At 57.1% G+C, this 24,833-nt stretch carries 31 protein-coding genes; 12 read left to right on the plus strand and 19 right to left on the minus strand.

The window, feature by feature from the left end; all coding sequences use genetic code 11:
• Window positions 1-35: 35 nt before the first annotated feature.
• From porB to E3E28_RS03380, 7 genes are read right to left on the minus strand one after another with little or no spacing between them, the layout of a single operon-like run.
• Window positions 36-1,031 (minus strand): pyruvate synthase subunit PorB, encoded by a 996-nt coding sequence (porB, locus tag E3E28_RS03350; protein WP_167915169.1) that lies wholly within the window; start codon window positions 1,029-1,031, stop codon window positions 36-38.
• Window positions 1,032-1,041: 10 nt separating this feature from the next.
• Window positions 1,042-2,226 carry a pyruvate synthase subunit PorA gene (gene porA / locus E3E28_RS03355; protein ID WP_167914017.1) on the minus strand — a complete coding sequence of 395 codons (1,185 nt, stop codon included), beginning with the start codon at window positions 2,224-2,226 and terminating at the stop codon, window positions 1,042-1,044.
• Between the two features lie 11 nt (window positions 2,227-2,237).
• Window positions 2,238-2,555, minus strand: a complete 318-nt coding sequence (porD, locus tag E3E28_RS03360; protein WP_014122958.1) for a pyruvate synthase subunit PorD — start codon at window positions 2,553-2,555, stop codon at window positions 2,238-2,240.
• A gap of 58 nt (window positions 2,556-2,613) precedes the next feature.
• Window positions 2,614-3,549, minus strand: a complete 936-nt coding sequence (locus E3E28_RS03365) for a 3-methyl-2-oxobutanoate dehydrogenase subunit beta (RefSeq protein ID WP_167914018.1) — start codon at window positions 3,547-3,549, stop codon at window positions 2,614-2,616.
• A gap of 5 nt (window positions 3,550-3,554) precedes the next feature.
• Window positions 3,555-4,742: a pyruvate ferredoxin oxidoreductase gene (porA, locus tag E3E28_RS03370; protein WP_167914019.1), complete on the minus strand. Its 1,188-nt coding sequence runs from the start codon at window positions 4,740-4,742 to the stop codon at window positions 3,555-3,557.
• Window position 4,743: 1 nt separating this feature from the next.
• Window positions 4,744-5,061 carry a 3-methyl-2-oxobutanoate dehydrogenase subunit delta gene (locus tag E3E28_RS03375; protein ID WP_167914020.1) on the minus strand — a complete coding sequence of 106 codons (318 nt, stop codon included), beginning with the start codon at window positions 5,059-5,061 and terminating at the stop codon, window positions 4,744-4,746.
• Between the two features lie 41 nt (window positions 5,062-5,102).
• On the minus strand, window positions 5,103-5,660 hold the full coding sequence (locus E3E28_RS03380; RefSeq protein WP_167915170.1) for a pyruvate/ketoisovalerate ferredoxin oxidoreductase subunit gamma: 558 nt from the start codon (window positions 5,658-5,660) through the stop codon (window positions 5,103-5,105).
• 196 nt (window positions 5,661-5,856) lie between these two features.
• On the opposite strand from E3E28_RS03380, the gene E3E28_RS03385 reads away from it, so the two are divergent.
• Window positions 5,857-6,819, plus strand: a complete 963-nt coding sequence (locus tag E3E28_RS03385; RefSeq protein WP_167915171.1) for an inorganic phosphate transporter — start codon at window positions 5,857-5,859, stop codon at window positions 6,817-6,819.
• Here E3E28_RS03385 and hflX read toward each other — a convergent pair.
• Window positions 6,757-8,085: a GTPase HflX gene (gene hflX / locus E3E28_RS03390; protein WP_167914021.1), complete on the minus strand. Its 1,329-nt coding sequence runs from the start codon at window positions 8,083-8,085 to the stop codon at window positions 6,757-6,759. The two genes, E3E28_RS03385 and hflX, sit on opposite strands and share 63 nt — an antisense overlap.
• Window positions 8,086-8,166: 81 nt before the next feature.
• Between hflX and E3E28_RS03395 the strand changes: the two genes are divergently transcribed.
• Window positions 8,167-9,705 carry a hypothetical protein gene (locus tag E3E28_RS03395; protein ID WP_167914022.1) on the plus strand — a complete coding sequence of 513 codons (1,539 nt, stop codon included), beginning with the start codon at window positions 8,167-8,169 and terminating at the stop codon, window positions 9,703-9,705.
• 64 nt (window positions 9,706-9,769) lie between these two features.
• Window positions 9,770-10,117, plus strand: coding sequence for a carboxymuconolactone decarboxylase family protein (locus E3E28_RS03400; RefSeq protein WP_167915172.1), 348 nt, complete (start codon window positions 9,770-9,772; stop codon window positions 10,115-10,117).
• Here the strand turns inward: E3E28_RS03400 and E3E28_RS03405 are convergent, their stop codons facing one another.
• Window positions 10,118-10,453 carry a nascent polypeptide-associated complex protein gene (locus E3E28_RS03405; RefSeq protein WP_167915173.1) on the minus strand — a complete coding sequence of 112 codons (336 nt, stop codon included), beginning with the start codon at window positions 10,451-10,453 and terminating at the stop codon, window positions 10,118-10,120.
• A 94-nt stretch (window positions 10,454-10,547) separates the two neighbouring features.
• On the opposite strand from E3E28_RS03405, the gene E3E28_RS03410 reads away from it, so the two are divergent.
• Complete coding sequence (locus E3E28_RS03410; protein WP_167913539.1) at window positions 10,548-10,751, plus strand: hypothetical protein; 204 nt, start codon at window positions 10,548-10,550, stop codon at window positions 10,749-10,751.
• Here the strand turns inward: E3E28_RS03410 and E3E28_RS03415 are convergent.
• From E3E28_RS03415 to E3E28_RS03435, 5 genes are read right to left on the minus strand one after another with little or no spacing between them, the layout of a single operon-like run.
• Window positions 10,745-11,872 carry a cation:proton antiporter gene (locus tag E3E28_RS03415; protein ID WP_167915174.1) on the minus strand — a complete coding sequence of 376 codons (1,128 nt, stop codon included), beginning with the start codon at window positions 11,870-11,872 and terminating at the stop codon, window positions 10,745-10,747. The genes E3E28_RS03410 and E3E28_RS03415 overlap by 7 nt on opposite strands.
• Window positions 11,873-11,881: 9 nt before the next feature.
• On the minus strand, window positions 11,882-12,343 hold the full coding sequence (locus E3E28_RS03420) for a cyclic nucleotide-binding/CBS domain-containing protein (RefSeq protein WP_167914023.1): 462 nt from the start codon (window positions 12,341-12,343) through the stop codon (window positions 11,882-11,884).
• A 42-nt stretch (window positions 12,344-12,385) separates the two neighbouring features.
• Complete coding sequence (locus E3E28_RS03425) at window positions 12,386-13,405, minus strand: lipopolysaccharide assembly protein LapB (protein WP_167914024.1); 1,020 nt, start codon at window positions 13,403-13,405, stop codon at window positions 12,386-12,388.
• Window positions 13,393-13,917, minus strand: coding sequence for a methylated-DNA--protein-cysteine methyltransferase (gene otg / locus E3E28_RS03430; protein ID WP_167914025.1), 525 nt, complete (start codon window positions 13,915-13,917; stop codon window positions 13,393-13,395). The genes E3E28_RS03425 and otg overlap by 13 nt, the downstream gene beginning before the upstream one ends.
• Window positions 13,918-14,619 (minus strand): RNA methyltransferase, encoded by a 702-nt coding sequence (locus E3E28_RS03435; RefSeq protein WP_167914026.1) that lies wholly within the window; start codon window positions 14,617-14,619, stop codon window positions 13,918-13,920.
• Window positions 14,620-14,664: 45 nt separating this feature from the next.
• Between E3E28_RS03435 and E3E28_RS03440 the strand changes: the two genes are divergently transcribed.
• The 6 genes from E3E28_RS03440 (at window position 14,665) to E3E28_RS03465 (ending at window position 19,207) form a co-directional block, all read left to right on the plus strand.
• Window positions 14,665-15,129: a hypothetical protein gene (locus tag E3E28_RS03440; RefSeq protein WP_167914027.1), complete on the plus strand. Its 465-nt coding sequence runs from the start codon at window positions 14,665-14,667 to the stop codon at window positions 15,127-15,129.
• Window positions 15,130-15,133: 4 nt separating this feature from the next.
• Window positions 15,134-16,048: a 2-dehydropantoate 2-reductase gene (locus tag E3E28_RS03445; protein ID WP_167914028.1), complete on the plus strand. Its 915-nt coding sequence runs from the start codon at window positions 15,134-15,136 to the stop codon at window positions 16,046-16,048.
• A 15-nt stretch (window positions 16,049-16,063) separates the two neighbouring features.
• Window positions 16,064-16,711, plus strand: a complete 648-nt coding sequence (locus tag E3E28_RS03450) for a TIGR00153 family protein (protein WP_167914029.1) — start codon at window positions 16,064-16,066, stop codon at window positions 16,709-16,711.
• Window positions 16,712-16,715: 4 nt separating this feature from the next.
• Window positions 16,716-17,630 carry a hydroxyacid dehydrogenase gene (locus E3E28_RS03455; protein ID WP_167914030.1) on the plus strand — a complete coding sequence of 305 codons (915 nt, stop codon included), beginning with the start codon at window positions 16,716-16,718 and terminating at the stop codon, window positions 17,628-17,630.
• 219 nt (window positions 17,631-17,849) lie between these two features.
• Window positions 17,850-18,701, plus strand: coding sequence for a fumarate hydratase (locus tag E3E28_RS03460; protein ID WP_167914031.1), 852 nt, complete (start codon window positions 17,850-17,852; stop codon window positions 18,699-18,701).
• Window positions 18,692-19,207, plus strand: a complete 516-nt coding sequence (locus E3E28_RS03465) for a FumA C-terminus/TtdB family hydratase beta subunit (protein ID WP_342764467.1) — start codon at window positions 18,692-18,694, stop codon at window positions 19,205-19,207. The genes E3E28_RS03460 and E3E28_RS03465 overlap by 10 nt, the downstream gene beginning before the upstream one ends.
• Here the strand turns inward: E3E28_RS03465 and E3E28_RS03470 are convergent.
• The 3 genes from E3E28_RS03470 to E3E28_RS03480 form a co-directional block, all read right to left on the minus strand.
• Window positions 19,198-20,484, minus strand: coding sequence for an NADP-dependent malic enzyme (locus E3E28_RS03470; protein WP_167914032.1), 1,287 nt, complete (start codon window positions 20,482-20,484; stop codon window positions 19,198-19,200). The genes E3E28_RS03465 and E3E28_RS03470 overlap by 10 nt on opposite strands.
• A gap of 117 nt (window positions 20,485-20,601) precedes the next feature.
• Window positions 20,602-21,102: a signal peptidase I gene (locus E3E28_RS03475; RefSeq protein ID WP_167914033.1), complete on the minus strand. Its 501-nt coding sequence runs from the start codon at window positions 21,100-21,102 to the stop codon at window positions 20,602-20,604.
• Window positions 21,078-21,626, minus strand: coding sequence for a DUF531 domain-containing protein (locus E3E28_RS03480; protein ID WP_167915176.1), 549 nt, complete (start codon window positions 21,624-21,626; stop codon window positions 21,078-21,080). The genes E3E28_RS03475 and E3E28_RS03480 overlap by 25 nt, the downstream gene beginning before the upstream one ends.
• A gap of 62 nt (window positions 21,627-21,688) precedes the next feature.
• Here E3E28_RS03480 and E3E28_RS03485 point away from each other — a divergent pair, with 62 nt between their 5' ends.
• Together E3E28_RS03485 and E3E28_RS03490 are read left to right on the plus strand one after the other, a co-directional pair.
• Window positions 21,689-22,765 carry a hypothetical protein gene (locus tag E3E28_RS03485; protein ID WP_167914034.1) on the plus strand — a complete coding sequence of 359 codons (1,077 nt, stop codon included), beginning with the start codon at window positions 21,689-21,691 and terminating at the stop codon, window positions 22,763-22,765.
• 4 nt (window positions 22,766-22,769) lie between these two features.
• The gene (locus tag E3E28_RS03490) at window positions 22,770-23,699 is read left to right on the plus strand and encodes a dipeptidase (protein WP_167914035.1); all 930 of its coding nucleotides are present in this window, start codon (window positions 22,770-22,772) and stop codon (window positions 23,697-23,699) included.
• Here the strand turns inward: E3E28_RS03490 and E3E28_RS03495 are convergent.
• Together E3E28_RS03495 and E3E28_RS03500 are read right to left on the minus strand one after the other, a co-directional pair.
• Window positions 23,696-24,136, minus strand: coding sequence for a hypothetical protein (locus tag E3E28_RS03495; protein ID WP_167914036.1), 441 nt, complete (start codon window positions 24,134-24,136; stop codon window positions 23,696-23,698). The genes E3E28_RS03490 and E3E28_RS03495 overlap by 4 nt on opposite strands.
• Entirely contained in the window at window positions 24,133-24,828 is a 696-nt protein-coding gene (locus tag E3E28_RS03500) for an RAD55 family ATPase (RefSeq protein WP_167914037.1), read from the minus strand. The genes E3E28_RS03495 and E3E28_RS03500 overlap by 4 nt, the downstream gene beginning before the upstream one ends.
• Window positions 24,829-24,833: the final 5 nt, after the last annotated feature.

Here is a 24,833-nt window from a genome sequence, read left to right on the forward strand (position 1 = left end):
GGCCAAATGCAAATGTGAGAAAAGAAAGAGGCCAATCACTCCTCCGGCTTCGGGAGGGTGACCTCGACGCCGAGGACCTTCCACATGGCCTTTATCTGCTCGCGGAGCTGGTCGATTGCCTCTGGCTGCTTGAAGAGGTGCTTGAACCTGCCCTGGAGCTTGAGGTACTCCTCGATGGGCTTCTTGAACTCGATGGCAACGATTTTGCCTCCCTCGCGCTTGACCTTCGCGCCTCCTCCGGGGCTCTGTATCTTGATGTTGTGGAAGTCGCCGTTCTCAATCTCGAAGAGTGGCCAGACACCGGTCTCGATGGCGAGACGAGCTATCTCAACTCCCTTCTCGAGCGGGCTCTTCCAGCCGGTCGGGCAGGTACAGTGAACCTGGACGAAGGCCGGGCCGTCGACCTTTGCTGCCTTCTTCATCTTCCTGACGAAGTCGAAGGGGTTGCCTATGCTCGCGGTGGCGACGTAGGGTATCTGGTGGGCTGCAGCTATAAGGGCGACCCACTTCTTGGGCTTGTCCTCACCGATGGAGTACTTGCCGGGCGGTGAGGTGGTGGTCCAGGCTCCGTAGGGGGTTGAGGAACTCCTCTGGATTCCGGTGTTCATGTAAGCCTCGTTATCGTACATCAGGTAAACGACGTTGTGCCAGCGCTCGAGCATACCGCTCAAAGCTTGCATACCGATGTCAGCGGTTCCACCGTCACCGCCTATGGCAAGTATCTTGCCCTTGAGTCCCTTCTTCTTCCAAGCTGCTTCAACACCGCTCGCCACTGCCGCGGCGTTCTCGAAGGCGACGTGAACCCACGGGGCCTTCCAGGCGGTGTACGGGAAGACGGCGCTAACAACTTCCATACATCCGGTGGCCTGGGCTATGGCGAAGGCATCGGGGTCGCCGTACTTCTCCTCCATAGCCTCGCTAAAGGCCTTGGTGGCAAGCCTGAGAGCGGTGGCACAGCCACAGCCGGCACAGGCGGCGTGGCCCGGTGCCCAGTACTCGCGAGTGGTAACGGGGGGCTTCCTAACGGCCATCTTCATCACCTCACAGAATCTCCTTCCTAAGGCCTATCCAGTTGACCTCGTCAAACTCCTCTCCGTTGAGGGCCTTCTGCGCAATCGCGAGGGCCTCGTCAAGGTCCTTGAAGGTGACGTCCCTGCCACCGAGTCCAAGGATGAAGTCCACTATGACCGGCTTCTCCTTCTCGTTCACGAGGGTCCTGCTGAAGTCCTGGAAGAGGGCTCCACCGACGCTGAAGGTGACGTTCTTCTCGAGGAGAGCGAGAACCTTAGCCTTCTTGGCCAGCTCGCGAACCTCTTCAATCGGGAACGGCCTGTAAACGGTCATCTTCGCGGCTCCGGCCTTTACCCCCTTCTCGCGGAGGTGGTCGACGTACTCCTTGACGGTTCCGGCGAGTGAGCCCATGGTGACGAAGATTATCTCGGCGTCGTCAGTCCTGTACTCCTCAATCTTCTGGTACTTCCTGCCGAACTTCTTCTCGAACTCGGCAAAGACCTCGTCGATGACCTTCCTCGCGTTCTCGTTGGCCTCCCAGACCTTGTAGCGGGCCTCCATGTAGTGGGCCGGGAAGGCAAGGGTACCCTGAGTTATCGGCCTCTTCGGGTCAAGGTAAGCGTGCTTCGGCTCGTACTCACCGAGGAACTCGTCAACGAGCTCCTGGTCCGGAATCTCGACGGGCTCGACGGTGTGGGTGAGGATGAACGCGTCGAAGCCGACCATCGCCGGGAGAAGGACCCTCTCGTCCTCGGCGACCTTGTAGGCTATCAGGATGAGGTCCAAAGCTTCCTGGTTGTTCTCGGCGTAGAACTGGAGCCATCCGGTGTCGCGCTCGCTGATGGTGTCCTGCCAGTCGTTCCAGATGTTAATCGGAGCTGAGAGAGCCCTGTTTCCAACGGCTATGACTATCGGAAGGCGCATTCCTGCTGCTATGAAGAGTATCTCGTGCATCAAGGCAAGACCCTGGGAAGCTGTCGCGGTGAATGTCCTAACACCGGCCGCTGAGGCACCGACACAGGCCGAGATGGCCGAGTGCTCGCTCTCGACCTTGATGAACTCCGCATCGAGCTCGCCGTTGGCGACGAACTCGCTGATTTTCTCGGGGACGAGCGTCGAGGGAGTAATCGGGAAGGCCGCTATGACCTTCGGCTTGGCAAGCTTCGCGGCCCAGGCGGCCGCCTCGTTGGCTTTCATAACCGTCCTAATCGGCATCTTTCACCACCTCACTTGGTCTCCCTAACCATTATTATCGCGTCGGTCGGGCACTCGTTCGCGCAGATTCCACAACCCTTACAGTAGTCGTAGTCGAAGACCGGGTAGTTCTCCTCGTCGAGGTAGATGGCCGGCTCCGGGCAGTAGATGTAGCAGAGGTAGCACCTAACGCACTTGTCCCTGTTGAACTCCGGCATGAAGACACGCCAGGAACCGGTCTTGTTGATTACGCTACTCCCCGGGATGTAGGCAATCGCTCCCGGCGTCATCTTTTCGCTATACTCCTTCTGAACCCTCTCTATGTCGGCCTTAAACGGGCTCTCAGCCATTTATATCACCCCTGGTGAGTTATCAGAGGGAAACTTAAACCTTGTGGAAAAGGAAAGGTCAGCCGAAGACCTCGGCGAGCTTCTTGAGCTTCTCCCACTCGCGAAGCACCCAGCTCTGGAGGTTCTCGATGTCCTCCTTGGTCATGTACTTGAACCTGCCCTGGAGCTTGAGGAACTCCTCAATCGGCTTCGGCTCCTTCTTGGGCGATGGCATGTTTATCTTGTACTTGCCGTTCTCGTACTCGAAGAGCGGGAAGTATGCGGTCTGAACTGCCAGGCGGGCTATCTCGATGCTCTTGTCGGTCGGTGAGCGCCAGCCGGTCGGACAGGGAGCGAAGAGCTGTATGAAGGCCGGACCCTCAACCTTCCTGGCCTTCTTGAGCTTCCTTATGAAGTCCTCCGGGAAGGCGACGCTCGCGGTCGCGGCGTAGGGAACCTCGTGGGCGATGACGATGTCGATGACCTTCTTCTTGTGCCTCTTCTCAAGGAAGTGCCTCTTTCCTCCTGGAGTGTTAGTGGTCCAAGCTCCGTAGGGAGTTGAGCTCGACCTCTGAATTCCGGTGTTCATGTAAGCCTCGTTGTCGTACATTATGTAGACCGCGTCGTGGCCCCTCTCGAGGAAGCCACTCAAAGCCTGAAGGCCTATGTCCGCTGTACCACCGTCGCCGGCCCAGCCGACGACCATAACCCCGTCGTCGCCCTTGACCTTTATTCCCCTCGCCTTTAAGGCAGCTTCAATACCGCTTATGACAGCACCTGTGGTCTCGAAAGCTGTGTGGAAGAGGTTAGCGTCAAGCGCGGTGTAGGGCCAGGGACCGGCTATGATGGTCGAACAGCACGCCGGGATGACGAAGATGGTCTTCCTGCCGTAGGCCTTGAGGACGTACCTTATTCCGAGCGAGGCGCCACAGCCCTGACAGGCCGTGTGACCGGCAAAGAAGTGCTCCTCGGCGGGAATGCTCAGCCTTTTCCTAACGTTCTCGGGAATCTCCATCGTTCTCACCTCTTGAGGTGGTACCACTCAACCTCTCTATCGAGCTTTCCTGCCTCGATAACCTTCTTCATGTTCTCCGCTATGGCCTTTACATCGGGAACGGTGAAGTCCCTGCCACCGAGTCCGACGATGTAGTTCTTGATTATCGGCCTGGCATCGGTGTTGTAGAGAACGCCCTTGGACTCGTTGAAGAGTATGCCCTCCTGGCCGAAGGAGTAGTTCCTGTCGAGGACAGCTATGCCCTTGACGCTCTCGGCTATCTCCCTCAGTTCTTCCTTCGGGAACGGGCGGAACCATCTAACTTTCGCGTAGCCGACCTTGTAGCCCTCCTTCCTGAGGAGCTCGACGGCCTCCTTAACGGTTCCCATGAGAGAACCCATGCCCATGAAGACGAAGTCGGCATCGTCAACGTAGCCCTTCTCAATCATCTCGCTGTAGTCCCTGCCAAACCTCTCGCCGAACTCCTTGCCAACGTCCTTGATGACCTTGACTGCGTCCTCCATGGCCTTGGCTATCTTGTACCTGAACTCGTAGTAGTCGTTCGGCCCACCGAGGGCACCAACCGAGAACGGCTGGCTGAAATCGGCGAGGTCATAGAGGGGCTTCCTCGGCGGAAGGAACTCGTCAACGAGCTCCTGCGGAATCATTTCGACGACGTCGTAGGTGTGGCTCAGTATGAAGGCGCTCTCGATGACCATTGCCGGAAGGTTGACGGTCTCGGCTATCTTGAAGGCCATCAGAACGCCGTCGTAAACCTCCTGGTTGTTCTCGGCGTAGAACTGCATCCAGCCGGTGTCCCTCTGGGACAGGCTGTCGGTCTGGTCGTCCCAGACGCTCCACGGGGGAGCCATGGCCCTGTTAACGTCGACCATCACAACCGGAAGCCTCGCACCGCTCGCCCAGTGGAGCATCTCGTGCATCAAAGCCAGACCCTGGGCAGAGGTTGCGGTGAAAGCTCTCGCCCCAGCGGCGGAAGCGCCAATGCTCGCGGCCATGGCGGAGTGCTCGCTCTCGACGGGGACGTACTGGATGTCGGCCTCTCCGTTGGCTATGAACTCGGCTATCTTCTCGATGATGCTCGTCTGGGGGGTGATTGGGTAAGCGGCAACGACCTGGACGCGGGCGTGCTTAACGGCGTAAGCGGCCGCGTAGTTACCGCTCACAACCTTCCTAATCGGCTTGTACTCCGCCATATCACTTCTCCTCCTTCTCCATCGTTATCGCGTTCGTCGGGCACTCGTTCGCACAAATACCGCATCCCTTACAGTAGTCGTAGTCTATCCCGACGTAGCCGTCCTCGCGGATGTAGATTGCAGGCTCGGGGCAGAACTTCCAGCAGATGTAGCACTTGACGCACTTGTTGTCATCCACAACGGGAATGAAGGTTCTCCAGTCGCCGGTGAAGTTGCTGAGCGTTGTGCCAAGGCTCACCGGGGCCTCGGGGTACTGCTCCACTGAGGTGAAGGTGAGCTTCTCAGCCTGGGCTTTCTTTTCTCCAAACAAGGTGTTCAACTTTACCACCACCCGCCTCGGTTAAGGAAGGGAAGAGAAGATTAGAGCTCGTAGACAACGGTCTTGTTGAAGGCCTCTTCGGCGGCCTTGGCGTTCTTCTCACCGAGGGTTCCTGAGAAGGTCTCCTTAATGGCCTCCTGGACGTACTTGAGCTCGACGACGCCGGTGGCTTTGGCGACGGCACCGAGTATGGCCGTGTTGGTAATCGGGAGACCGAGTATGTCAAGAGCTATCGTGGTGGCGTCGACGAGGGCAAGCTTGGCCGGCTTCTTCTTGAGCTTGGCGAGAACCTCGTCCTTGCTCTTCTCGGTGTTGACGATGACGGTTCCACCGTCCTTGAGACCGGCGGTAACGTCAACGGTGTCGAGAAGGCTCGGGTCAAGGACGACGACTATATCAGGTTCGTAAATCTGGGTCTTAATCCTTATCGGCTTGTCGTCAATTCTGGTGAAGGCCGTAACAGGGGCTCCACGCCTCTCAACACCGAAGAAGGGGAACGCCTGGACGTATTTGCCCTGCTTGAACGCTGCAGAGGCTAAGATGTTGGCGGCCGTAACGGCACCCTGTCCACCCCTACCGTGAAAACGTATCTCAATCATCTTCCCTGCCTCCTGTGGGTTTTTCACCGGTAGTTAGTCCGAAACATTTATTTAGGTTTCGGTATCGTGTTAAGGAACCCTAAACGGGATTTTCTGGGTAAGGGTGAACTTTGAATTCCTCCGATGGTTTTTTCCGCTCATCGTTTCTCGAAAACTTTTTTAATTCACTATATAGACTATATAGCCAGTGATGGGTATGGAGGGGCTCGCGGTAGCTATAATCGCAGTGGCTTTCTATATAGCCTGGAACATAGGCTCAAATGATTCGGCGAACGCTATGGGAACCGCCGTCGGTTCGGGAATACTGAGCTTTCGCCAGGCGACGCTCACGATAGCGATATTCGTGGTCCTCGGGGCATACCTGAAGGGCTACAAGGTCATGAAGACGGTCGGAGAGGGCATAGTTCCCGAGGGTTTTCTCACGATGGAGATGGCATTGATAGCGCTCCTCGCCGCCGGAATCTGGGTCACGATAGCAACCGTGAGGGGCCTTCCGGTCTCCACGACCCAGTCGATAGTCGGTGGCGTTATAGGCGTCGGTCTCGCGATGAAGGCCCCGGTGAACTGGTTCACCCTCGGGAAGATAGCGGCCGCTTGGGTTATCTCACCGATACTCTCGGGAATCCTTGCGATGGTTCTCTACAAGTTCTATTCGAAGGTGATTTCGGAAATCAAGAGCGTCTCGACAATTGAAGCCCTCTACAAGGCCCTCGCGATTTTAGGCGGTTCTTACATGGCCTTCAACTTCGGAACCAACGAAGTTGCCAACGCCTCGGGTCCGATAGTCGGGGCAGGCTTCATGGAGCCCAAGACGGCGGGCGTTCTCGTCGCTATAAGCCTGGCCATCGGTTCCCTGACCTTCAGCTACGCGGTGATGCACACCGTTGGAAAGAAGATAACGGCCCTCGGTCCGATTTCAGCCTTCGCGGCCCAGTTCGGCTCGGCGATATCAGTTAGCCTCGCCAACTTCCTCGGACTGCCGGTCAGCTCAAGTCAGTCAATAGTCGGTGGCGTTGTCGGAGTCGGCCTCGTCGTCGGTCAGGGCGTTGACAGAAGGGTAATCAGGGACATACTCTTCGGCTGGGTCGCGACGCCTTTAACGGCCATCGTGATTTCCTTCGTCCTCGTCAAGCTCTTCAGCTTCGCCGGGATGCTTTAACCGCTCTATTTTTACCCCCATTCTCGTGAGCTCCTTCAGCATGCCGGTCTGGACGTAGGCCCTAATCCTCGTTACGTCGCCGTACTCAACCGACAGGACCTCACCAACCGAGCTCAGGAAGGCCATCACCGCCGGAACCCTTGAGGGGTCTTCAACCACTAACTCAAAGGCCCCGTACTTGGGGAGCTTGAGGAGAACCCGTTCGAGGAGAGAGTAAAGCTCGTCAAGTTGCCTCTCCTTGGCCGAAACTTTCGCCACTCCCTCAATCGAGACCCCGAGGTTCTCGCTCAGCTCAGTCAGGAGCCTCGCCTTCTCCTCGGCATCTTCCCGCTCAATCAGGTCAACCTTGTTGAGGACAACGACCAGGGGCTTGTCAAGGGCCTTGAGCTCGCGGAGAACGTTTATCGACGCCCGGAACTTCCTCGCTATCTCGCGCCAGGGCTCGCTCGAATCGAGGACGAGGAGAACTATGTCAGCCTTGACAATCTCCTCCAGCGTCGAGTGGAAGGCTTCGACTATGAAAGGTGGCAGTCCGTCTATGAAGCCGACCGTGTCAGTGACGAGAACCCTCTTGCTCCCGAGCTTGAAGCGCCTCGTCGTCGTGTCGAGGGTCGTGAACATCTGGTTCCTCGCTTCCACGCTCTCCCCGGCCAAGGCGTTGAGGAGCGTTGACTTGCCGGCGTTCGTGTATCCAGCAAGGGAGACGAGGATAAATCCGACCTCCTCGCGCTTCTTCCTCCTGATTTCCCGCTCGGCCTTGACCCGCTCAAGTTCCTTCCTTATCTTGCCCATTCTGTATCTGATGTGCTTGAGGTACTGCTGGGTTTGATACTCACCCATTCCCTTGAAACCGGCCCTGTCGCCGAGCTTTATCCGCCTTATCGCTTCCTTCACGAGCGGAACCTCGTACTGGAGGCTCGCGAGTTCCACCTGAAGTTTGGCCTCCTTTGAGTGGGCCCGCTTTTCAAAAATCTCAAGGACGAGTTGCCAGCGGTCGATGACCTCAACTTTAAGTTCTTTCCAGAGGTTGTAGGCCTGAGAAGGCGTTAAGCGGTTCGCAAAAACCACCTTGTCCGGTTTGAGCTCTCTGACGAGCTCCTTAAGCTCCTCCAGCTTCCCCTTTCCGATGTTGTAGCGCGGGTGCTCCTCCCTGTTCTGCTCGAGAACCGCCAGAACCTCGTAACCGGCGCTTCTCAAGAGCTCCTCGAACTCCTCCCTGCTGAGCCTCTCCTTTCGCGAGTACCTTATGACGCCTACTGCCCTCATCGTCCACCCATCGGATGGGCCCTTAATAACCTTTGGGCTAAGCTTAAATCCTAACGCACCGTAATAGAGAGGGGGGAGACTATGCTGGGTTTGGCGCTTCTTGCCGTGCTAAAAGGTGGCGATATCATAGTTGACAAGGAGGGCATGAGAAAGGATTTACTCGCATGGCGCCTGAAGGAGGTTCGAACGCTGGCCGAGGAATACGACAAGGTCTTCAAGGTTCTGCTCGAGCTGTTGAACGACGAGAACCCCCACGTGCGTGCCAACGTGGTTCAGGTGCTCATAGATATGCTCGCCGAAGGAAAGCTCGAAGGTGAGAGGAAGAGACTCGCCCTGGACGCGGTTCTTGAGCTCGTGAAGAACGATGATGAGCGGGTGGCGTTGAAGGCGCTGGAGTTCATAAACGCACTCCTCGAAACCGGCGAGCTCAGCGAAGAGGAGTACGAGAAGGTCACCGAGGCCCTAAAGGACGTGGTGAAGTCCGGAATGCCTGTCCTCGGCGAGTACGCGGCGGAGGGACTTGGAAAACTCGGCGCAAAGGTGGCGAAGATAGCCTACAAGATTATCCGCTGGCTGTTCTCGCTCATAGGGTCAAGTAAGAAGAGGGAAGTTCAGAGCGCGGCTATAACGGCCCTTACAGAGATGGCGATGAAGACCGACGATAGAAAGGTCCTGAACGAAGTTTTCGACGGGATAGCCGATTTACTTGCCCATCCCGACCCATACGTCGTTGAGAGGGCACTGTACTCCATTGAGAGGATGCTCTCCCGCGAGAAAGATATAAGCACGAGGAACAAGCTGAAGGCAATAACGAGGATAAAAGAGCTCAAGGGCGACGTCAAACTTGGGATTAAAGCGTCGCAGGTTCTCGAGAAGCTCGAAAAAATCAGCGTGACGAGCGAAGACCTGATAAGCGAGACCGAAGCCAAGAAGAGGCTCGAAATAAGTCAGTACAGCATAGACGACATAGAGAGGCTCTTGGATGCCGGGAAAACCGAGATAGTGGCCGAGATGGCGAAGCTCGACCCCGATGTGATGGACAGGATTCTCAGCATGCTGGAGAGCGACGACTACAGCAGGAGAATGGACGCGCTCTGGATTGTGGCGAGGCTGACGAGTCATCTAACCCCGAGCGACGCCTACAGGATTCTCCCGGTCCTCGGGGACTTCCTTAAGAGCAAGAACCCCTGGGCGAGGGAAACCGCGTCGAGGGTTCTCGCAGACATATACGCCCTCTACCCTGGAACGGCCAAGTTCTTCAGCAGTTTACTTGACACGCTCCTCAAATCGGGCAAGGAGAGGGACGTCGAGGGGGCACTCGAGCTCATGGCCCGGCTCTCGGACAGGCTTCCCTCAAGGGAGATGCTCTCGGGTATGCTCAAACTCGTTCTGAAACTGCTCGACGACGACAGAACCAGGGGAGTCACGCTCCGCGTGATTGCAAGGGAAGCCCAGAAACTCCTTGACCTCGACACGGAAGACCTCTTCGCAATGAAGGACAAGCTGAAGGAAATCTACGGAAAGGACAACGGAAAGTACGACCACATAATCGCAGGGCTCATAGACGTTATAGACGACATCCTGAAGATGCGCAGGCAGGGAATCATGGTCAACGAGTAGTTGGGAACGTTTCGTTCAGGAAAGCCTTTAAGATTCTTCCTTCCAACAAATATCGGTGGTTCCCATGGAGAACGGGGAAGTTGAAGTCAAACTTAAGGAGATTGAGGAGCTCCTCGACAGGCTCGGGAAGGAGCACCCGAAGGAGATTTCGGCCTTCTCAAGGTTCCTCCGCGAGACCCTCGACAACAAGGCCCTTACAACCAGGGAGAAGGAGCTCATAGCGCTCGCCCTCGGCATCGCCCAGGGCTGTGAGTGGTGCATCTACCTCCACACCCAGAAGGCTTTGGATGCCGGAGCGAAGCCGGAGGAGCTCATAGAGGCCGGTTTGGTCGCGGTTCTTATGGCCGGAGGCCCGGCTCTGATGCACCTCATACCGCTCATGAAGGCAATAGAGAAGTTCAAGAAGGAGTGATTACTCCCCGCTCAGCTTGAGGATTGCCTCCGCTATGTCCCCTTTCGTTTCTTTCAGCGCTTTGAGCGCGGTTTCCCTGTCAACGCCGGCCTGCTCCATGACGAGCTCGATGTCCTCCTCTGGAATCTCAATGACCTCCCTTACCTCCTCGCTCCCGGGGACAATCTGGTAGGTCTTCTCGCCCTGAACGACCATGACCGTGACGACGGGGTCCTTAAGGACGATTTCCTTGCCCTCAAGCTTAAGAACGACCTCCTTAACGCCCTCCATCTCCTCCATCTTTATTCCGAACTGGCGCATGAGCTTCTTCATCTGCCTGGGGTTCATTCCCATCATCTCAACCACCGGCTAAGGTTCGTTGCGACTCTTAAAAAGGTTGGCAGGGCAACGTTTAATTAGGGTTCCACCAAGGAAACGCCGGCGAGTTAAAGTGGCTCCCGCCCCACTTCCCGATGGTTCCTCACCACAGTCAGACCTGAGCTGGACAAAGGTCGTTCTGATGTTCGTGGTCGCGGTGATTTCGGGGGTTCTGATATACTTCGCGGGCGACCTGATGGAGCGCTACGCCCAGCGGAAAGAAAAGGAAATTGAAGAGGAACTGAAGGAGCTCGAAGACTCCGGAGACGTTTACTGACCCCTGAAGGCAAGCTTGAGGAGCGGTGGTGTAACGAGGGTGCTCAGGAATATCATCAGGACTATCACGAGGTAGGCATCGCTCCCGACTATGCCGGCCTTCATCGCTATCGCCAGCATCGCGAGCTCGACGCCCATTCTCGGAATCATTCCAACGCCGACGCGCAGGGCTTCCCTCGGGCTCATACCGCCGATTAGCGCCCCGATTCCACAGCCGATTACCTTGCTCACTATCGCCACGAGGCTGAAGAGAATGGCAAAGAGCCCGGCGCTCTTGAGGTCTTTAACAGGTATGTTCATTCCCACGTCGACGAAGAACAGCGGGACGAAGACGGAGTGGGCTATTATCCTCGAGTGCTCGAAAATCGGCTTCCTGAACTCGGTTTCGCTCAGCGCGAGGCCGAGCAGATAGGCACCCAGGATAGATGCAAGGTTCATGTGCTCCGCAAGGTAGGCGAAGGCGAAGAGGGCGGCCATCGAGAGGGTAACCGTCGAATCCGCGAAGCCTATCCTCACGACCTTCCTGAGGGCGTAGTCGAGAACCCTCGGCATCGCGAAGACCATCAGGGCTATGAAAACGCCAACCTTGGCGAGGATTTCAACGAGACTGACGACGCTGACGCCCCCGGAGACGAGGGAGGAAATAACGACCGTCAGAACGATTATGCCGAGTATGTCGTCGACTATCGCCGCGGTGAGGATTGTGGTTCCCTCACGGCTCTTCAGCCGGTCCATCTCCATCAGAACCCTGACGGTAAGGCTAACGCTCGTTGGAGTGGTCAGAGCGCCGTAGAGGAGGGCCTGGTCAAAGCCCTTGAAGGGATAAGCGATACCAAAGCCCATTGCGAAGGCCACAACAACCCCGACGAAAGCGACGGAAAAACCGCTCTTGCCGGCGCTCTTGAGCTCTTCGACGCTACTCTCAAGGCCGGCCAAGAAGAGGAGCATCAGGACGCCTATTATGGAGATGTCCTTCACTTCCTCCGTCGGCGGGAACGCCAACCCGAGGAGGATTCCACCCACTATCTGGCCGAGAACCACGGGCTGTCCAATCCTTGAGAACAGCCAGCCAAAGGTTTCCGCCGTTAAAAGCATGAGCGCGAGGTAGAGGATTAGCTCAATCAACTTCCCTCACCGCGCGAAGACCCTGAGCAAGCGTATAACGCTCTGAGCCGAGAAGGTTCCGACGACTTTCTTCTTCTCGACAACCGGGAACTGCCTCACGCCGGTTTCCATCATCATACTCAGGGCGTAGCCGAGCGTATCGTTCGGGGAGAGCGTTATGGGCCGGGTATTCATTATCTCCTTCACGGGCCTGTCCCAGTCGAAGTGGGCCTCCCTGAGGGCGTCGAGGCCAACGAGAACGTAATCGGACGGCGGAAGGAGGAGGTTTATTATCTCGTCAACTGAGATGAAGCCGAGCAGTTTTCCGGATTCGTCGGTCACTACAGCACAGGTTCTGTGCTCGAGCCCCTTGATTAGGTCCTCGACCCTGTCGTCCGGGCTCAGGCGAAGGAACTTCTCCTCCATCGCGAGCCTTATCGGCATCTTGGAGAGCTTCGCTATGTTCAGCTTCGGCTTTTCCTCGTCCAAGGCAATCCCCGAAGAAAAGGTAGGGAGGGAGAGCTTAAAAGGTTAATTCCCGGGGAAGTGAGAGGTTTCTTCGTTGGCCTTGAGGATTCTCTGCCGGTACTCCTCGTACTTCTTCCTGGCTTCTTCGGCATTCTCCGCCTCGCCGAGGTACTCATAGGCTTCTGCAACGTGCTTCCACCACATCGGGTCCTTTTCAGCTTCCTTGAGGCAGTACTCGAGGAACTTCTGGTAGGCCTCACGGGCCAGCTCCTCCTTGCCGAGCTTCCTCGCTATGTTGCCGACGTCCTCCCAGAAGACGCCCTCCTCCTGAGCCTCCTTGGTGTAATACTCAAGGGCCTTCTCCCAGGCTTCCCTGGCTTTCTCCTCGTTTCCGAGTTCCTCGTAGAGCTTGGCAACGTCCTCCCAGAACCAGGGTTCCTCCTCGGCGTACTTCTCCAGCGCCTTAACGGCCCTCTCCATGTTTCCAGCTTTCTTCCAGTACTCGTGGGCCTCCTTCAGGTAGTAGGTGTCCTTCTCCTTCTCGTAGAGCTTCTCGTAGAGCTCGGCGGCCTTCTCGTACTTCCCGGCCTTCTCGTAGGCCCACGCCGCGCTCTCAAGCCAGCCGAGCTTGAGGTACATCTCAGCCGCCTTCTCGTAGTTTCCGGCCTTCTCGTACTTCCTCGCGGCCTGCTTGTAGCGTCCCATCCTCTCGAGCTTTTCAGCAGAGCGGAAGCGGTCCGCTATGCTCAAATCGGGCTCGCTTATGTACCATATTCCGAAGGCGAAGAGCAGGATGAAGAACGCTATGATTCCCCCGACGATTTCGAGCTTCTGCCAGGTGAGCACGAGGTAGGAGCCGTAGCCCGCTATTGCCGTCAAAACGGCCAGAACTGCCCCGTACTTCCAGCTCTCGGCGTAGAGGGTCAGCGCCGTGAAGAACAGCAGTGCGAGCGTGAACCCGACGAAGCCTATCGCGAGGATTACCTGGACCAGCTTCCAGAAGCCCCAGTTGTAAACTATGAAACCGGCCACCGCAAGGACAGCAACGAGGAAGCCGATTATATAGGCCTTCAGCTTGTCCATTCCTTCACCCCCTCAAGTTCAAGCAGGAACCTCTTCTCTTCAATCCCAGAGCTGTAGTAGCCGATGCCGTCGCTCGCCACCACCCGATGACAGGGAACGATTATCGGATACGGGTTCCTCTTCATCGCCCCGCCGATGGCTCTCGGCGACGTTTCGAGGGCCTTCGCAAGGCTACCGTAGGTTATAACGGTGCCTCTTTTAACGTTTTTCGTGAGCCATTCGTAAACGCGCCTCTCAAAGGGCGTTACGCCCTCTAAGGAGAGCTCGGAAAGGGCTTTCTCGTTGTCGAGCTCCCCGACCATGACGCGATAAACGAGCTCTGTGTAATTGCTCGGCTGAACGTCGAGGGAAACTCCAACACCTCGTTTCCGGAGGAACTCGGCGAGGTTTCTGATTCTCTCCAAGAGCTCGCCCCTCGTGAAGGCGAAGCTTATTCCCTGAATCCTACCGTGAAAGATTACCCCAATCCAGACGTCCCGGCCGTTGACCCTGAACCTCTCCACCGCGAGCATTCAGCATTCCTCCAGCCTCTTAACGGCCCTTCTCAGCGGGCCTATGAGGGTGTGCACCTCTCTCCCGTAGAGGAAAGCCTTGCCAATAGCTTTCCTAAAGACCTTAACGAAGACAGCTCGCCTCTCCCCATCCTTCGGATAGTTGAGAACATTTAAAAGCTCAGCCCACACCCTAACGAGCGCCTCCTTCTCCTCTCTCGTCGCAGGTTTCAAGGCTTCGACCGAAGGTTCCGGTTTAGCCTTCGAGAGCTCGTAGAGGATAACCGCGACCGCCTGAGCTAAGTTCATAACGGGATAATCCTCGCTCGTCGGAATCGTGACAATTATGTCGAGCCTCTCAAGCTCCTCGTTCTTCAAACCGATGCTCTCCCTGCCAAAGAAGAGACCGACCTCGCCGGTGTAGCCCTTCAAGGTTTCCCTCAGCTCCCAGGGGTAGAGCGGTGCGCGGTAGGGTATGAACTTCTTTCCTGGCTTTCCAGTGGTTCCGACGGTCAAATCGAATAGCTCCAGGGCCTCCTCAAAGGTATCCGCTATGACCGCGTTTTCAAGGACGTCGGTAGCGTGGACCGCGTAGCTGTAGCTCTCCTCCGTCAGGTTCGGGTTCACGAGGACTAACCGCGAGAAGCCGAAGTTCTTCATCGTCCGCGCTACCATGCCTATGTTCGCCGGCCCCTCAGGTTCGACGAGAACGACCGAGAGCATCGGTATGCATTTAAGGGGGACTCTTTAAACGCTTGCGGTGGGAGCATGGAGTGGATTCCTTACCTGTACCTTCCGCTCATCGGTCCGGCGGTGAAGAAAAAGGCCAGACCCTTCTCGGCCGGCGCACTTCTCGCCTTCGCGCTGACCTACCCGCTCGGGGAAGAGGAGAGGTACGCGCTAATAGCTCTCTCGGTCATCCTTCTGGCCCTTGGCTATCCCTACGAGAAACAGCCGGTGAAGTTCTGGGAGCGCTTCGTCAACGCGGTAATCGGGGGAACTGGTCTCGCCATAGCGCTCGGCCTCTACAACCTCGGGAGCACAGGGGCGGTTCTCGGGGTTGCCGTTCCGTTCCTCCTCCTGAGGAACAGGGTTCTATCTTCCTTCGGACTCCTCCCGGCGTCGGCGCTCTACCTAATCGGGGATTACCAGGTTCCTGAGAGGGTTAAGCTGGCCCTCTTCGCGCTGGTTTACGTTTACTCGCTCAACCACCTGAGAAAGCTCCTGAGGTGAGAGGATGAGGATTTACGTGCTCGGAGCTGGAAGCATAGGTTCACTTCTCGGCGCGCTCCTGGCGAGGGCCGGAAACGACGTCCTGCTCATAGGGCGAGAGGAGCAGGTTAAAGCCGTAAACGAGAACGGACTGAAGGTTACCGGGATAGAAGAGTTCGAGGTTAAGGTTAACGCCTCGCTGTACGCACCTAAAGAACCGCCAGACCTGCTCCTCCTCACTACCAAGTCCTACTCAACGAAGACCGCCTTGGAGTGCGCGAGAAACTGCATAGGGCCGGAAACGTGGGTTCTGAGCGTCCAGAACGGTCTCGGAAACGAGGAGTTAGCCTTAAAGCTGACGCCCAACGTCATCGGGGGAATAACGACCAACGGCGCGATGCTCGTTGACTGGGGCGTCGTCAGGTGGACGGGGAAAGGGATAACCGTCATCGGGAAGTATCCGACTGGGAAGGCGGAGTTCGTCGAGGAGGTCGCGAAGGTCTTCAACGAGGCAGGGATAGAGACGAGCGTAACCGAGAACGCAATCGGCTGGAAGTGGGCGAAGGCGATAGTAAATTCCGTCATAAACGGACTCGGGACGGTTCTGGAGGTTAAGAACGGGGCCCTGCGCGACGTCCCAGAGCTGGAGGGAATCTCGATAGAGATAGCGCGGGAAGGGTGTATGGTTGCACAGCAACTCGGAATTGAGTTCGAAATTCACCCCCTCGAACTGCTCTGGGACACGATAGAGAGAACGCGGGAGAACTACAACTCAACGCTCCAGGACATAATGCGCGGAAGAAGGACGGAGGTGGACTACATTCACGGCAAAATCGTGGAATATGCTCATTCCGTTGGCCTCGAAGCCCCGAGGAACGAACTCCTGTGGGCACTCATCAAGGGGAAGGAAAACCTAAATAGGGGTAGTGGCAAAGTTTGAAGCGGAGGTGTAAAGATGGCCATCTTCGGCGGTAAGGAAAGCAACGTTTTTGACGCCATAGACAGGCACCTAAACATCGTTTACGAAACCGTCAAGGCCTTTGAGAATCTCATCGAGGCGTACCTGAACGGTGATTTTGAGGGCGCGAAGGAACTCGAGGAGAGGGTAACCCTGCTCGAGAGTGAGGCCGACAAGCTCAGGAGAAGCATCGAACTCATGCTCTACGAGGGGGCCTTTCTGCCGGCGAGCAGGGGTGACTACGTGAGGCTGAGCGAGTTAATAGACCAGGTGGCAGACGCGGCCGAGAGCGCGGCCCACACGTTGATTCTCGCCAAGCCAAGGGTCCCTGAGGAGCTCAAAGACGAGATAATGGCCCTCGTGAGGGAGGCGGTAAAAACCTACGAGAAGCTCATGGAGGCGGTAAAGGCTCTCAACGAGGACGTTGACAGGGCTTTAGAGCTCGCAAAGGAGACGGAAGACCTTGAGGAGAACGCTGACAAGGTTGAGTACAAGCTCAAGGCGATGGTGTTTGACAGCGAGACGATAACAACATACGCAAAACTAATATGGAACCAGGCAATCACGAAGGTTGGCGACATAGCCGACCGCGCGGAAGACGCTTCCGACCAGGTAATGCTGATGGCAATAAAACGGAGGGGGTGAAAGCATGAAGGTTCTCGTTGCGGCGCCACTGCACGAGAAAGCCTTGGATGTTTTGAAGAACGCCGGTTTTGAGGTTCTTTACGAGGAGTATCCGGACGAGGAGAGGCTGGTAGAGCTCGTCCGCGATGTTGACGCGATTATCGTTAGGAGCAAGCCGAAGGTGACGAGAAAGGTCATCGAAAACGCTCCCAAGCTCAAGGTCATCGGAAGGGCCGGCGTCGGCCTGGACAACATAGACCTTGAGGCCGCGAAGGAGAGGGGCATTAAGGTCGTCAACAGCCCCGGAGCGAGCTCAAGGAGCGTCGCCGAGCTCGTCTTCGGACTTCTCTTCGCCGTCGCGAGGAAGATAGCCTTCGCTGACAGGAAGATGAGGGAAGGCGTCTGGGCCAAGAAGCAGTGCCTTGGAATCGAGCTCGAGGGCAAGACGATGGGTATAATCGGCTTCGGAAGGATAGGCTACGAGGTGGCCAAGATAGCGAAGGCCTTCGGAATGAACGTTCTCCTCTACGACCCGAGACCGAACGAGGAGCGCGCAAAGGAGGTCGGAGGAAAGTTCGTCGACCTTGAGACCCTTCTGAAGGAGAGCGACGTGGTAACGCTCCACGTCCCGCTCATCGACGCCACCTACCACCTCATAAACGAGGAGCGCCTTAAGCTCATGAAGCCGACCGCGATACTCATCAACGCGGCAAGGGGTGCTGTCGTTGACAACAGCGCCCTCGCAAAGGCCCTTCAGGAGGGCTGGATTTACGGAGCCGGTCTGGACGTCTTCGAAGAGGAGCCCCTTCCGAAGGACCATCCGCTCACCAAGCTCGACAACGTCGTTCTAACCCCACACATCGGTGCCTCCACCGAGGAGGCCCAGATGCGCGCTGGAGTCCAGGTCGCGGAGCAGATAGTCGAGATTCTGAAGGGCTGAGGCTCCCTTTCCCTTCTTACTCCTAACGCCCGCTGAAGCAGGTTCTTGGGAGCGGAAACTACCGGTATGGTGTGTGCGTTCGAGTGAAATGTTTACCAGTATGGTGGTAGAGTTTTGGGAAAAGTTTACCGGTATGGTGGTAAACATTGGGAGTTCGCAGGTCATTCTCGCGTCAATCTTTTTAACTCTCACACCCAGTCTTAGACAGGTGAGTGCCTATTGATAGAGGCAATCGTCGAGGCGATAAGGCTCGCTGTGACGAGAATTCCAGATGACGTCGTTTCCGCTCTGAAGAAAGCCTACGAGCGCGAGGAAAACGGGGTGGCGCGCTTCAACCTTGAGAACATCCTGAGGGCGATAGAGATTGGAAAGGCAGAAGCAATACCAGTCTGTCAGGACACGGGAACGCTCACCTTCTTCGTGAAAGCCGGCCTGAACAGCCCGTTTCTGGGAGAAATCGAGGGTGCAATAGTGGAAGCCACGAGGCTCGCGACGAAGGAGGTCCCGCTCAGGCCCAACGCGGTGAACGTTCTCACGGGAAAGAACTCGGGCGACAACACGGGCAGGGGCGTCCCTGTAATCCACTGGGAGCTTGTTGAGGGCGATGAAATCGAGATGGCGGTTCTTCCAAAGGGCGGAGGAAGCGAGAACTGCTCCGCCCTGGCGATGCTCACCCCGGGCGAGGGCTGGGAGGGCGTTAAGCGCTTCGTGGTCGAGAGGGTCAAGGCCTGCGGTGGAAAGCCCTGTCCGCCCGTAATTCTTGGCATAGGCGTCGGCGGTGGCGCCGATTACTCCCTCCTGCTGGCGAAGAAAGCACTCCTCATGAGGGTCGGCGAGAGGAACCCCGATGAAAGGATTGCGGAAATCGAGGGGGAGCTTTTGGAGGAAGTTAACGCCCTCGGAATCGGCCCGATGGGAATGGGCGGGAGAACGACCGCTCTGGACGTAAAGATAGAGGTCGCTCACAGGCACCCGGCGAGCTTTCCCGTCGGTTTAGTCGTCCAGTGCTGGGCGGACAGGCGGGCCTTCGTGAGGATAAAGCCCGACGGGAGGGTCGAGGTGTGGCAGTGAAGCTGAGGACCCCGCTGAGCATGGAGGACGTCCTTAGACTAAAGGCCGGAGACGTCGTTTACCTGTCAGGGGAAATCATAACCGCGAGGGACTCGGCCCACAGGCGGATTCTGAGCCTGCAGAGGGAGGAACTGCCCTTCGAGCCCGAGGGGGCCGTAATCTACCACTGCGGGCCCGTTGTGAGAAAAACCGGGGAGGGCTACGAGGTAGTCTCGGCCGGGCCGACGACAAGCGCGAGAATGAACCCCTACCTCGACGGGGTTCTTGACCTGGGCATCAGGGGGATAATCGGGAAGGGAGGAATGAAAGCTGAACCGTTCAGGGGCAGAGGGGTTTACTTCGCCTTCACAGGGGGAGCTGGCTCGCTCGGGGCAAAGAGCGTAAAGCACGTTAAGGCCGTCCACTGGCTCGACCTTGGAACGCCAGAGGCCCTCTGGGTCCTTGAGGTGGAGGATTTCCCTTTGATTGTTGCCATAGATGCGCACGGGAACTCGCTCTACCGGTAGGCCCTCCGTTCCTCGTTCATTGGGACTACGAACCGGGAGTAGAACTCCCGCCACTTCCTTAGCCTCTCCGCGACCTCCTCCGGATTAACGTGAACCCTCGCAACGCCCTCTTTCATCGCTTCTTCCGCCACAGCCTTAGCCACAGCGGGGTGAACGTCAGGGTGGAAGGGTGACGGGATTATCTCCTCCTCGCTCGGCTCTATAACCGAGGCCATGGCCTTTGAGGCCTCTATTATCATGCCGTCCGTTATCGTCCTGGCCCTGACGTCCAAAGCACCCCTGAAAATCGCCGGAAAGCCGAGGAGGTTGTTTATCTGGTTGGGATAGTCGCTCCTCCCCGTTGCCACAATCCTCGCGCCGGCCTTTTTAGCATCTTCCGGCAGTATCTCCGGAACGGGATTGGCGAGGGGAAAGACTATCGCGTCGTCGGCCATCAGCCTTATCCACTCGGGCTTTATGACGCCCGGCCCCGGCCTCGTGAATGAGATTAAAACGTCAGCTCCCCTGAGCGCCTCTGCCGGGCCTCCCTCAATCCCATCGCCGTTGGTCTTCGCGAGGAGTTCGCCCCTGTACGGGAACAGCTCCTCAAGGGGCAAATCCTGTGTTAGAATCCTCGGCTCCCCGTCAATCAGCTCGACGACGCGGACGTTTTCAGGCTTGACGCCGGCTTTGACGATTAATCTGAGCGTCGCGAAGCCGGCAGAACCGGCCCCAAAGAGCGCAACGCTTATCTCGTCAAGCTTCTTGCCGACTACCTTGAGGGCGTTGATTAAGCCCGCCAGAACGACGCTCGCGGTTCCCTGCTGGTCGTCGTGGAAGACCGGGATATCGAGTTCCTTCCTCAGCCTGTCGAGGATGTAGAAGCACTTCGGCGAGGCTATGTCCTCAAGGTTTATCCCACCGAAGGACGGGGAGACGGCTTTAACGACATCGATGAACCTTTCAGGGTCCTTCTCTGCTAAAACGAGCGGAAAGGCGTCAACGCCACCGAAGGCCTTGAAGAGCAGGGCCTTGCCCTCCATCACAGGAAGCGCACTAAGGGGCCCGATGTCTCCGAGACCTAAAACCCTCGTTCCGTCGCTTACGACCGCTATCGTGTTGCCCCTGTTGGTGTATTCAAAGACTTTCCCGGGCTTCTCAGATATCTCGCGCGAGACCTCGGCGACGCCAGGGGTGTAGGCTAAGGGAAGGGTTTCCCTCGTGAGCGGAACCTTCGGGATTACCTCTATTTTGCCATTGCCGATGAAGTTGCCCCTGTGAAAATCATTCGCGTCCATTCGACCACCAGAGAGATTAGCAGGAGGAAGTTAAAAGTCCTTTCGTCAGAAAAGAAAATTTACAAAAAGAGGTCAGGGGCCGATTAGCTCATCACGGCTCAGCCACCTACCCTCACATCATCCCCCCAGACCGATTGCGTCGCGAATCCAGAGAGGGATTAGGCCAATCTTGGGGATGACGAGCTCGGCTTTGGCCTCGACAGCATAAGCCGGAGCACAGCCGGCCACGTAACCGTCAGGAAGCTGAACCTCGAGCAGGCCGTCGGGGGTTGGGTAAGGTGGGTCCGGAACGGGATTGTTGTCCCCCCAGGTCACGAAGCATTTCTCCTGCTTCCCATCGATTTTAACGGTGTATATGTAGCGGACGCGGTGAATTATCGGGTACTCGTAGCCGGGACGCTTGTAGACTATCACGTCGCCGACCTTTATCTGGTCGGGGTTGGTAACCCCCTTGAGGAGAACTACGTCTCCCCTGTAAAAGACGGGCTCCATCGAACCGCTGACGACGATGACGAGCGGGGAACTCGTGTGAAGGGCCACTTTGAGACCTGCCTGTATTCCAAAGACGACGACGATTGCCACCAAAAACCACGCTACTTCCTTCTTCCACTCCTCCATTTCAAGGCCTCCATGTAGGTGGCAACTCTAACGGCTATCGCACCTATAGCGGTACAGGTTTCGAGGCTGACCCTCTTTCCCGTGACGTCCATATGATGTCGGGCCAACTTAAAGGTTTCCTTCGGCAGTCCGTGCCGGCCGAGTCCTATAAGGAGAAGAAAACGTTCGCCGTTGAGGGCCCGTTCAGCAAGTTCAAGGGGCGTGATTTCTTTTTCCTCCGAGGGCTTTCTCGTCGTGGCAACTGGAACACCGAACTGCGGGGGAAAGCCTTTCTTCGGAAAGTCAAGGAGGTGGAAGCGGTTCCCCCTGGCGAGTTCGATGAGGTACCTGCCCCCCTCCCCTATCGTCGTGTGCTCGCTGACCTCCCCGGCAACGTCGAGGGGCTTTCCATCGAGAGGGAATCCGATTAGGGCCAGATGAAAGCCGTAGGCGTACGCTATCGGAGCTGAACGGGCTATTGCGCGCAGGTGAGCTTCGTGGAGCTTTCTAACGTCATAGGTGTTGTAAAGGGCCAGAGTCAGCATCGGCATGGTTGTATGAGGCCCGAGAAGGTTTATAAGGATTTGGACGTTAATTAAAAGTTGCCATGACCGACATCGACGAGATTAGGGCTCTGGCTGAGAGGGGGCAGTTTGAGGACGCGCTCGAGCGGGTTTGGGACCTGAAGGATGGGCTCGACCAGATAGAGGCTCTCGTCAACGTTGCCCTCGCCATAAGGCGAAAGGGTGGGCCCGAGGACTGGATTCCGGGAATCCTCGAGGATGCAGAGTACATAGCCGAGCACTCCAAGGACCCCTACGTGAGGGCGATAGGATACGGCATGATAGCCTTTGCCTTCCACGCCCTCGGCTACTACCGGGAGGCATCCGAGACCTTTGAGACCGCCATTGAAGAGGCGGGCAAGATTAAGGACCCCCTCCTGAAGGGCGTTGCCATAGCGACCATAGCCTACTACGTTGCCACAACCGGCGACGCCGAGACCGCCATGAGGCTCTTCGACGTTGCTTTCGACGTGATAGCACGGGCAGAGGTGGAGTACCGGTCGAAGGTGGACGGTCTCCTCAAGATAGCCGAACTCATGGAGAACGCAGGCGACGAGCTGTTCTCCAAGAGCGCCGTAGAGTTCTACCGGACTGCCTTCGATATATTTGACAAGCTCCACGTGAACCAGAGGGCGGGCGTAACCGAGAAGAAGCTCCAGCTCGCGGAGATAATGAGCGAAACCGGCCTGCCGGAGATAAGGCGCGCCCTCCTCGAGGGACGCTACCACTACGCGTTAGCCTTGATAAGGCGGAAGTTCAAGGGCGCGTCAAGGCTCATAGGTGAACTGGAGTCGGCCCTCTGGATGAAGCGTGTAAACGAACCGACGTACGTGGATGTCATAGACGAGGCCCTGAGAGAGGCCGGAAGCGTCGAGCTCTCCCCAGCGAGCGCCCAGCGCGTTGCAATGCTCCTGACCCAGCTCGGAAGCCTCAGGGATGCACTGACCTTTGCGGAGATGATAGACGACCCCGGACGGAGGAGTAGTGCCCTCAGGGGAATAGCGATTGCCCTCGCGGAAAGGGAGGAGTACGACGAGGCGAGAAAGGTTGCCGAGTCAATACCCCTGCCCGATGTCAGGGCGGAAACCTTAAGGGACGTCGAGACGATGTCCCTTGGGTGAGCCCATGATTTTCGATGCACACTCGGATTTGCCAACCTACGTTTACGACGAGAGAAAGGCCGGGAAAACGCGCGTCCTCGAGGAGAACTGGCACTTCTTCAACGGATGGATTAGTTCCAGGGTTATGGCCATATGGACGAGGCCCGACAGGCGAAAGGACGCGACCACTTACGGTTTCGAGGTCCTGAACGCTTTTCTCAAGGATGTCGAGGAGAGCGAGCGCTTCGAGCTCGTGAGGAACGTTGAGGAGATGAGAAAAACCATAGAGGACGGAAGGGTCGCCCTCTGGCTCGGCCTCGAAGGGGGAGAGCCGATAGGCGAGAGCCTCGACCTGCTGGAGGTCTTCCACCGCCTAGGGCTCCGCGTTCTGACGCTTACCTGGAGCCTCAGAAACGCGATAGGCGACGGCGTCTTTGAGAGAACGAACGGAGGCCTCACCAACTTCGGTGTTGAAGTCGTCGGCAAGGCCGAGGAGCTTGGAATAGTCATAGACCTCAGCCACATAAACGAGGCCGGATTCTGGGACGCGCTGAGCGTTACCTCGTTCCCGGTCATAGCGTCGCACTCCAACGCGAAAAAGCTCTGCGACCACCCGAGGAACCTAACCGATGAGCAGTTGAAGGCGATAGCCGAGAGGGACGGCGTTGTTGGTGCCGTCGCCATACCGGGCTTCGTGGATAGGGAGAAGCCGACGCTGGAAAAGTACGTCGAGCACATAGCTTACATGGCCGACCTCATCGGATACAAACACGTGGGACTCGGCTTTGACTTCGTCTACTACCTTAGCGGATGGAGCGGAAAGAGCGTTGAGGGATTTGAGAACGAGTCGAAGATTCCCGCGCTCATTGAAAAGCTGAGGGAGAACTTCAGCGAGAAAGAGGTGGAAGCGATAGCTTTCAGGAACTTTGAGAGGGTGTTTGAGAGGGTAACCTAAGGCCTCCTGAGAAAAGACGGTATGCCTAGGTGCTCTCTGGTGCTGGAAAAGCGCACGAACCCGAGGAACCTGGCTTCCCCAGTCACCTTCAATGAGAGCATGCCAAGAATCCGCGACCGCTCCACAGCGGAGCGAACGGACTCCTTGCCGAGCTCGGTCTCAAAGACGGGCGGGCGATACATGCCAAAGGCCGTGTCAAGTTCCCTGTCCGAGATACCCTCCCTCCTTCCCCTTTTGAAGGCGTTCACCGCAGAGCCCAGGGCGTCCCTCGCCTCGGCCTCCCTGAAAGTCCTTTCTTTGAGGTCACGCGCCCATCCACTCCAGGCGAGGTGGCCGGAGTAGCCAAGGTAGTAACCGAGGAGGTAAGCCCTTCTAACGGGGTTCTCCTCAGCGAGTATCTCCGCCATGGTCACCGGCTTTCCACGAAAACGCTTCATATGAGTGGCCCCCTCACCGAGAGCCCGCGAGGACCGAACTCGACGCGGTACATCCTCGTCTCGTGGTTCGTCCTGCGCATCTTGAGAACCTGAATGGCGCGGACCATCTTAACCCCGTCAAGGTAGTAGTGAAGCATTATGACACCATCGACGAGGTAGTGCTCCTCGGTGTAGCGGTCGAGCTCAGTCAGTTCGGCAACGAGAACGCTCGTTATGCCGAGGTCCTCAATGGTTCGGAGGAACGTCGCCAGCTCGGCCCTCTTCTCGGCGGGGTCTGTTGTTGGGAAGTCTATGGCGGTCAGTGGGTCTATGGCAAGGCGTGAAATCTTCGCTTCCCTCGCGAGGTCTTTGATACGGAACATAACGCTACTCCACTGGGGCGGTTTGGCGGTGGAACCCCAGAGTTCCCGCCCCAAATCGTAGAGGATTAGGTTTCCGTGGGCGATGTGGTCCCTGACGTCGGGGTCAAAGCGCTCGAAGTCCTTCAAAACTTCCTCGGGGTTGTGGACGAGAGAAATGTACGCGACCCTCTCACCGTTCTTGGCCCCTTCAACGAGGAACTGCATGGCGAATGTGGTCTTCCCGCTCCCGGGAGGACCTGTGACGAGGTAAGCCTTTCCAGGAACGAAGCCACCCTCGATAAGTTCATCAAAGCCAGGGATTCCGGTGCGAACCCGCTCGCCGGCCCTCATCATAT

This window comes from Thermococcus sp. 21S9, from assembly GCF_012027635.1.
Classification (GTDB): Archaea; Methanobacteriota_B; Thermococci; order Thermococcales; family Thermococcaceae; genus Thermococcus.

Bases quoted from the DNA above. Each gene is read 5' to 3' on its own strand.
- E3E28_RS03490 (WP_167914035.1), top strand. From the start codon at position 22,770: ATGATTTTCGATGCACACTCGGATTTGCCAACCTACGTTTACGACGAG.
- E3E28_RS03425 (WP_167914024.1), bottom strand. From the start codon at position 13,405: ATGGACAAGCTGAAGGCCTATATAATCGGCTTCCTCGTTGCTGTCCTT.
- E3E28_RS03400 (WP_167915172.1), top strand. From the start codon at position 9,770: ATGGAGAACGGGGAAGTTGAAGTCAAACTTAAGGAGATTGAGGAGCTC.
- E3E28_RS03435 (WP_167914026.1), bottom strand. From the start codon at position 14,619: ATGCTCTCGGTCGTTCTCGTCGAACCTGAGGGGCCGGCGAACATAGGC.
- porA (WP_167914019.1), bottom strand. From the start codon at position 4,742: ATGGCGGAGTACAAGCCGATTAGGAAGGTTGTGAGCGGTAACTACGCG.
- E3E28_RS03405 (WP_167915173.1), bottom strand. From the start codon at position 10,453: ATGATGGGAATGAACCCCAGGCAGATGAAGAAGCTCATGCGCCAGTTC.
- porA (WP_167914017.1), bottom strand. From the start codon at position 2,226: ATGCCGATTAGGACGGTTATGAAAGCCAACGAGGCGGCCGCCTGGGCC.
- E3E28_RS03385 (WP_167915171.1), top strand. From the start codon at position 5,857: ATGGAGGGGCTCGCGGTAGCTATAATCGCAGTGGCTTTCTATATAGCC.
- E3E28_RS03445 (WP_167914028.1), top strand. From the start codon at position 15,134: ATGAGGATTTACGTGCTCGGAGCTGGAAGCATAGGTTCACTTCTCGGC.
- E3E28_RS03495 (WP_167914036.1), bottom strand. From the start codon at position 24,136: ATGAAGCGTTTTCGTGGAAAGCCGGTGACCATGGCGGAGATACTCGCT.
- hflX (WP_167914021.1), bottom strand. From the start codon at position 8,085: ATGAGGGCAGTAGGCGTCATAAGGTACTCGCGAAAGGAGAGGCTCAGC.
- porD (WP_014122958.1), bottom strand. From the start codon at position 2,555: ATGGCTGAGAGCCCGTTTAAGGCCGACATAGAGAGGGTTCAGAAGGAG.
- E3E28_RS03470 (WP_167914032.1), bottom strand. From the start codon at position 20,484: ATGGACGCGAATGATTTTCACAGGGGCAACTTCATCGGCAATGGCAAA.
- porB (WP_167915169.1), bottom strand. From the start codon at position 1,031: ATGGCCGTTAGGAAGCCCCCCGTTACCACTCGCGAGTACTGGGCACCG.
- E3E28_RS03475 (WP_167914033.1), bottom strand. From the start codon at position 21,102: ATGGAGGAGTGGAAGAAGGAAGTAGCGTGGTTTTTGGTGGCAATCGTC.
- E3E28_RS03500 (WP_167914037.1), bottom strand. From the start codon at position 24,828: ATGAGGGCCGGCGAGCGGGTTCGCACCGGAATCCCTGGCTTTGATGAA.
- E3E28_RS03365 (WP_167914018.1), bottom strand. From the start codon at position 3,549: ATGGAGATTCCCGAGAACGTTAGGAAAAGGCTGAGCATTCCCGCCGAG.
- E3E28_RS03455 (WP_167914030.1), top strand. From the start codon at position 16,716: ATGAAGGTTCTCGTTGCGGCGCCACTGCACGAGAAAGCCTTGGATGTT.
- E3E28_RS03485 (WP_167914034.1), top strand. From the start codon at position 21,689: ATGACCGACATCGACGAGATTAGGGCTCTGGCTGAGAGGGGGCAGTTT.
- otg (WP_167914025.1), bottom strand. From the start codon at position 13,917: ATGCTCGCGGTGGAGAGGTTCAGGGTCAACGGCCGGGACGTCTGGATT.
- E3E28_RS03395 (WP_167914022.1), top strand. From the start codon at position 8,167: ATGCTGGGTTTGGCGCTTCTTGCCGTGCTAAAAGGTGGCGATATCATA.
- E3E28_RS03380 (WP_167915170.1), bottom strand. From the start codon at position 5,660: ATGATTGAGATACGTTTTCACGGTAGGGGTGGACAGGGTGCCGTTACG.
- E3E28_RS03480 (WP_167915176.1), bottom strand. From the start codon at position 21,626: ATGCTGACTCTGGCCCTTTACAACACCTATGACGTTAGAAAGCTCCAC.
- E3E28_RS03450 (WP_167914029.1), top strand. From the start codon at position 16,064: ATGGCCATCTTCGGCGGTAAGGAAAGCAACGTTTTTGACGCCATAGAC.
- E3E28_RS03440 (WP_167914027.1), top strand. From the start codon at position 14,665: ATGGAGTGGATTCCTTACCTGTACCTTCCGCTCATCGGTCCGGCGGTG.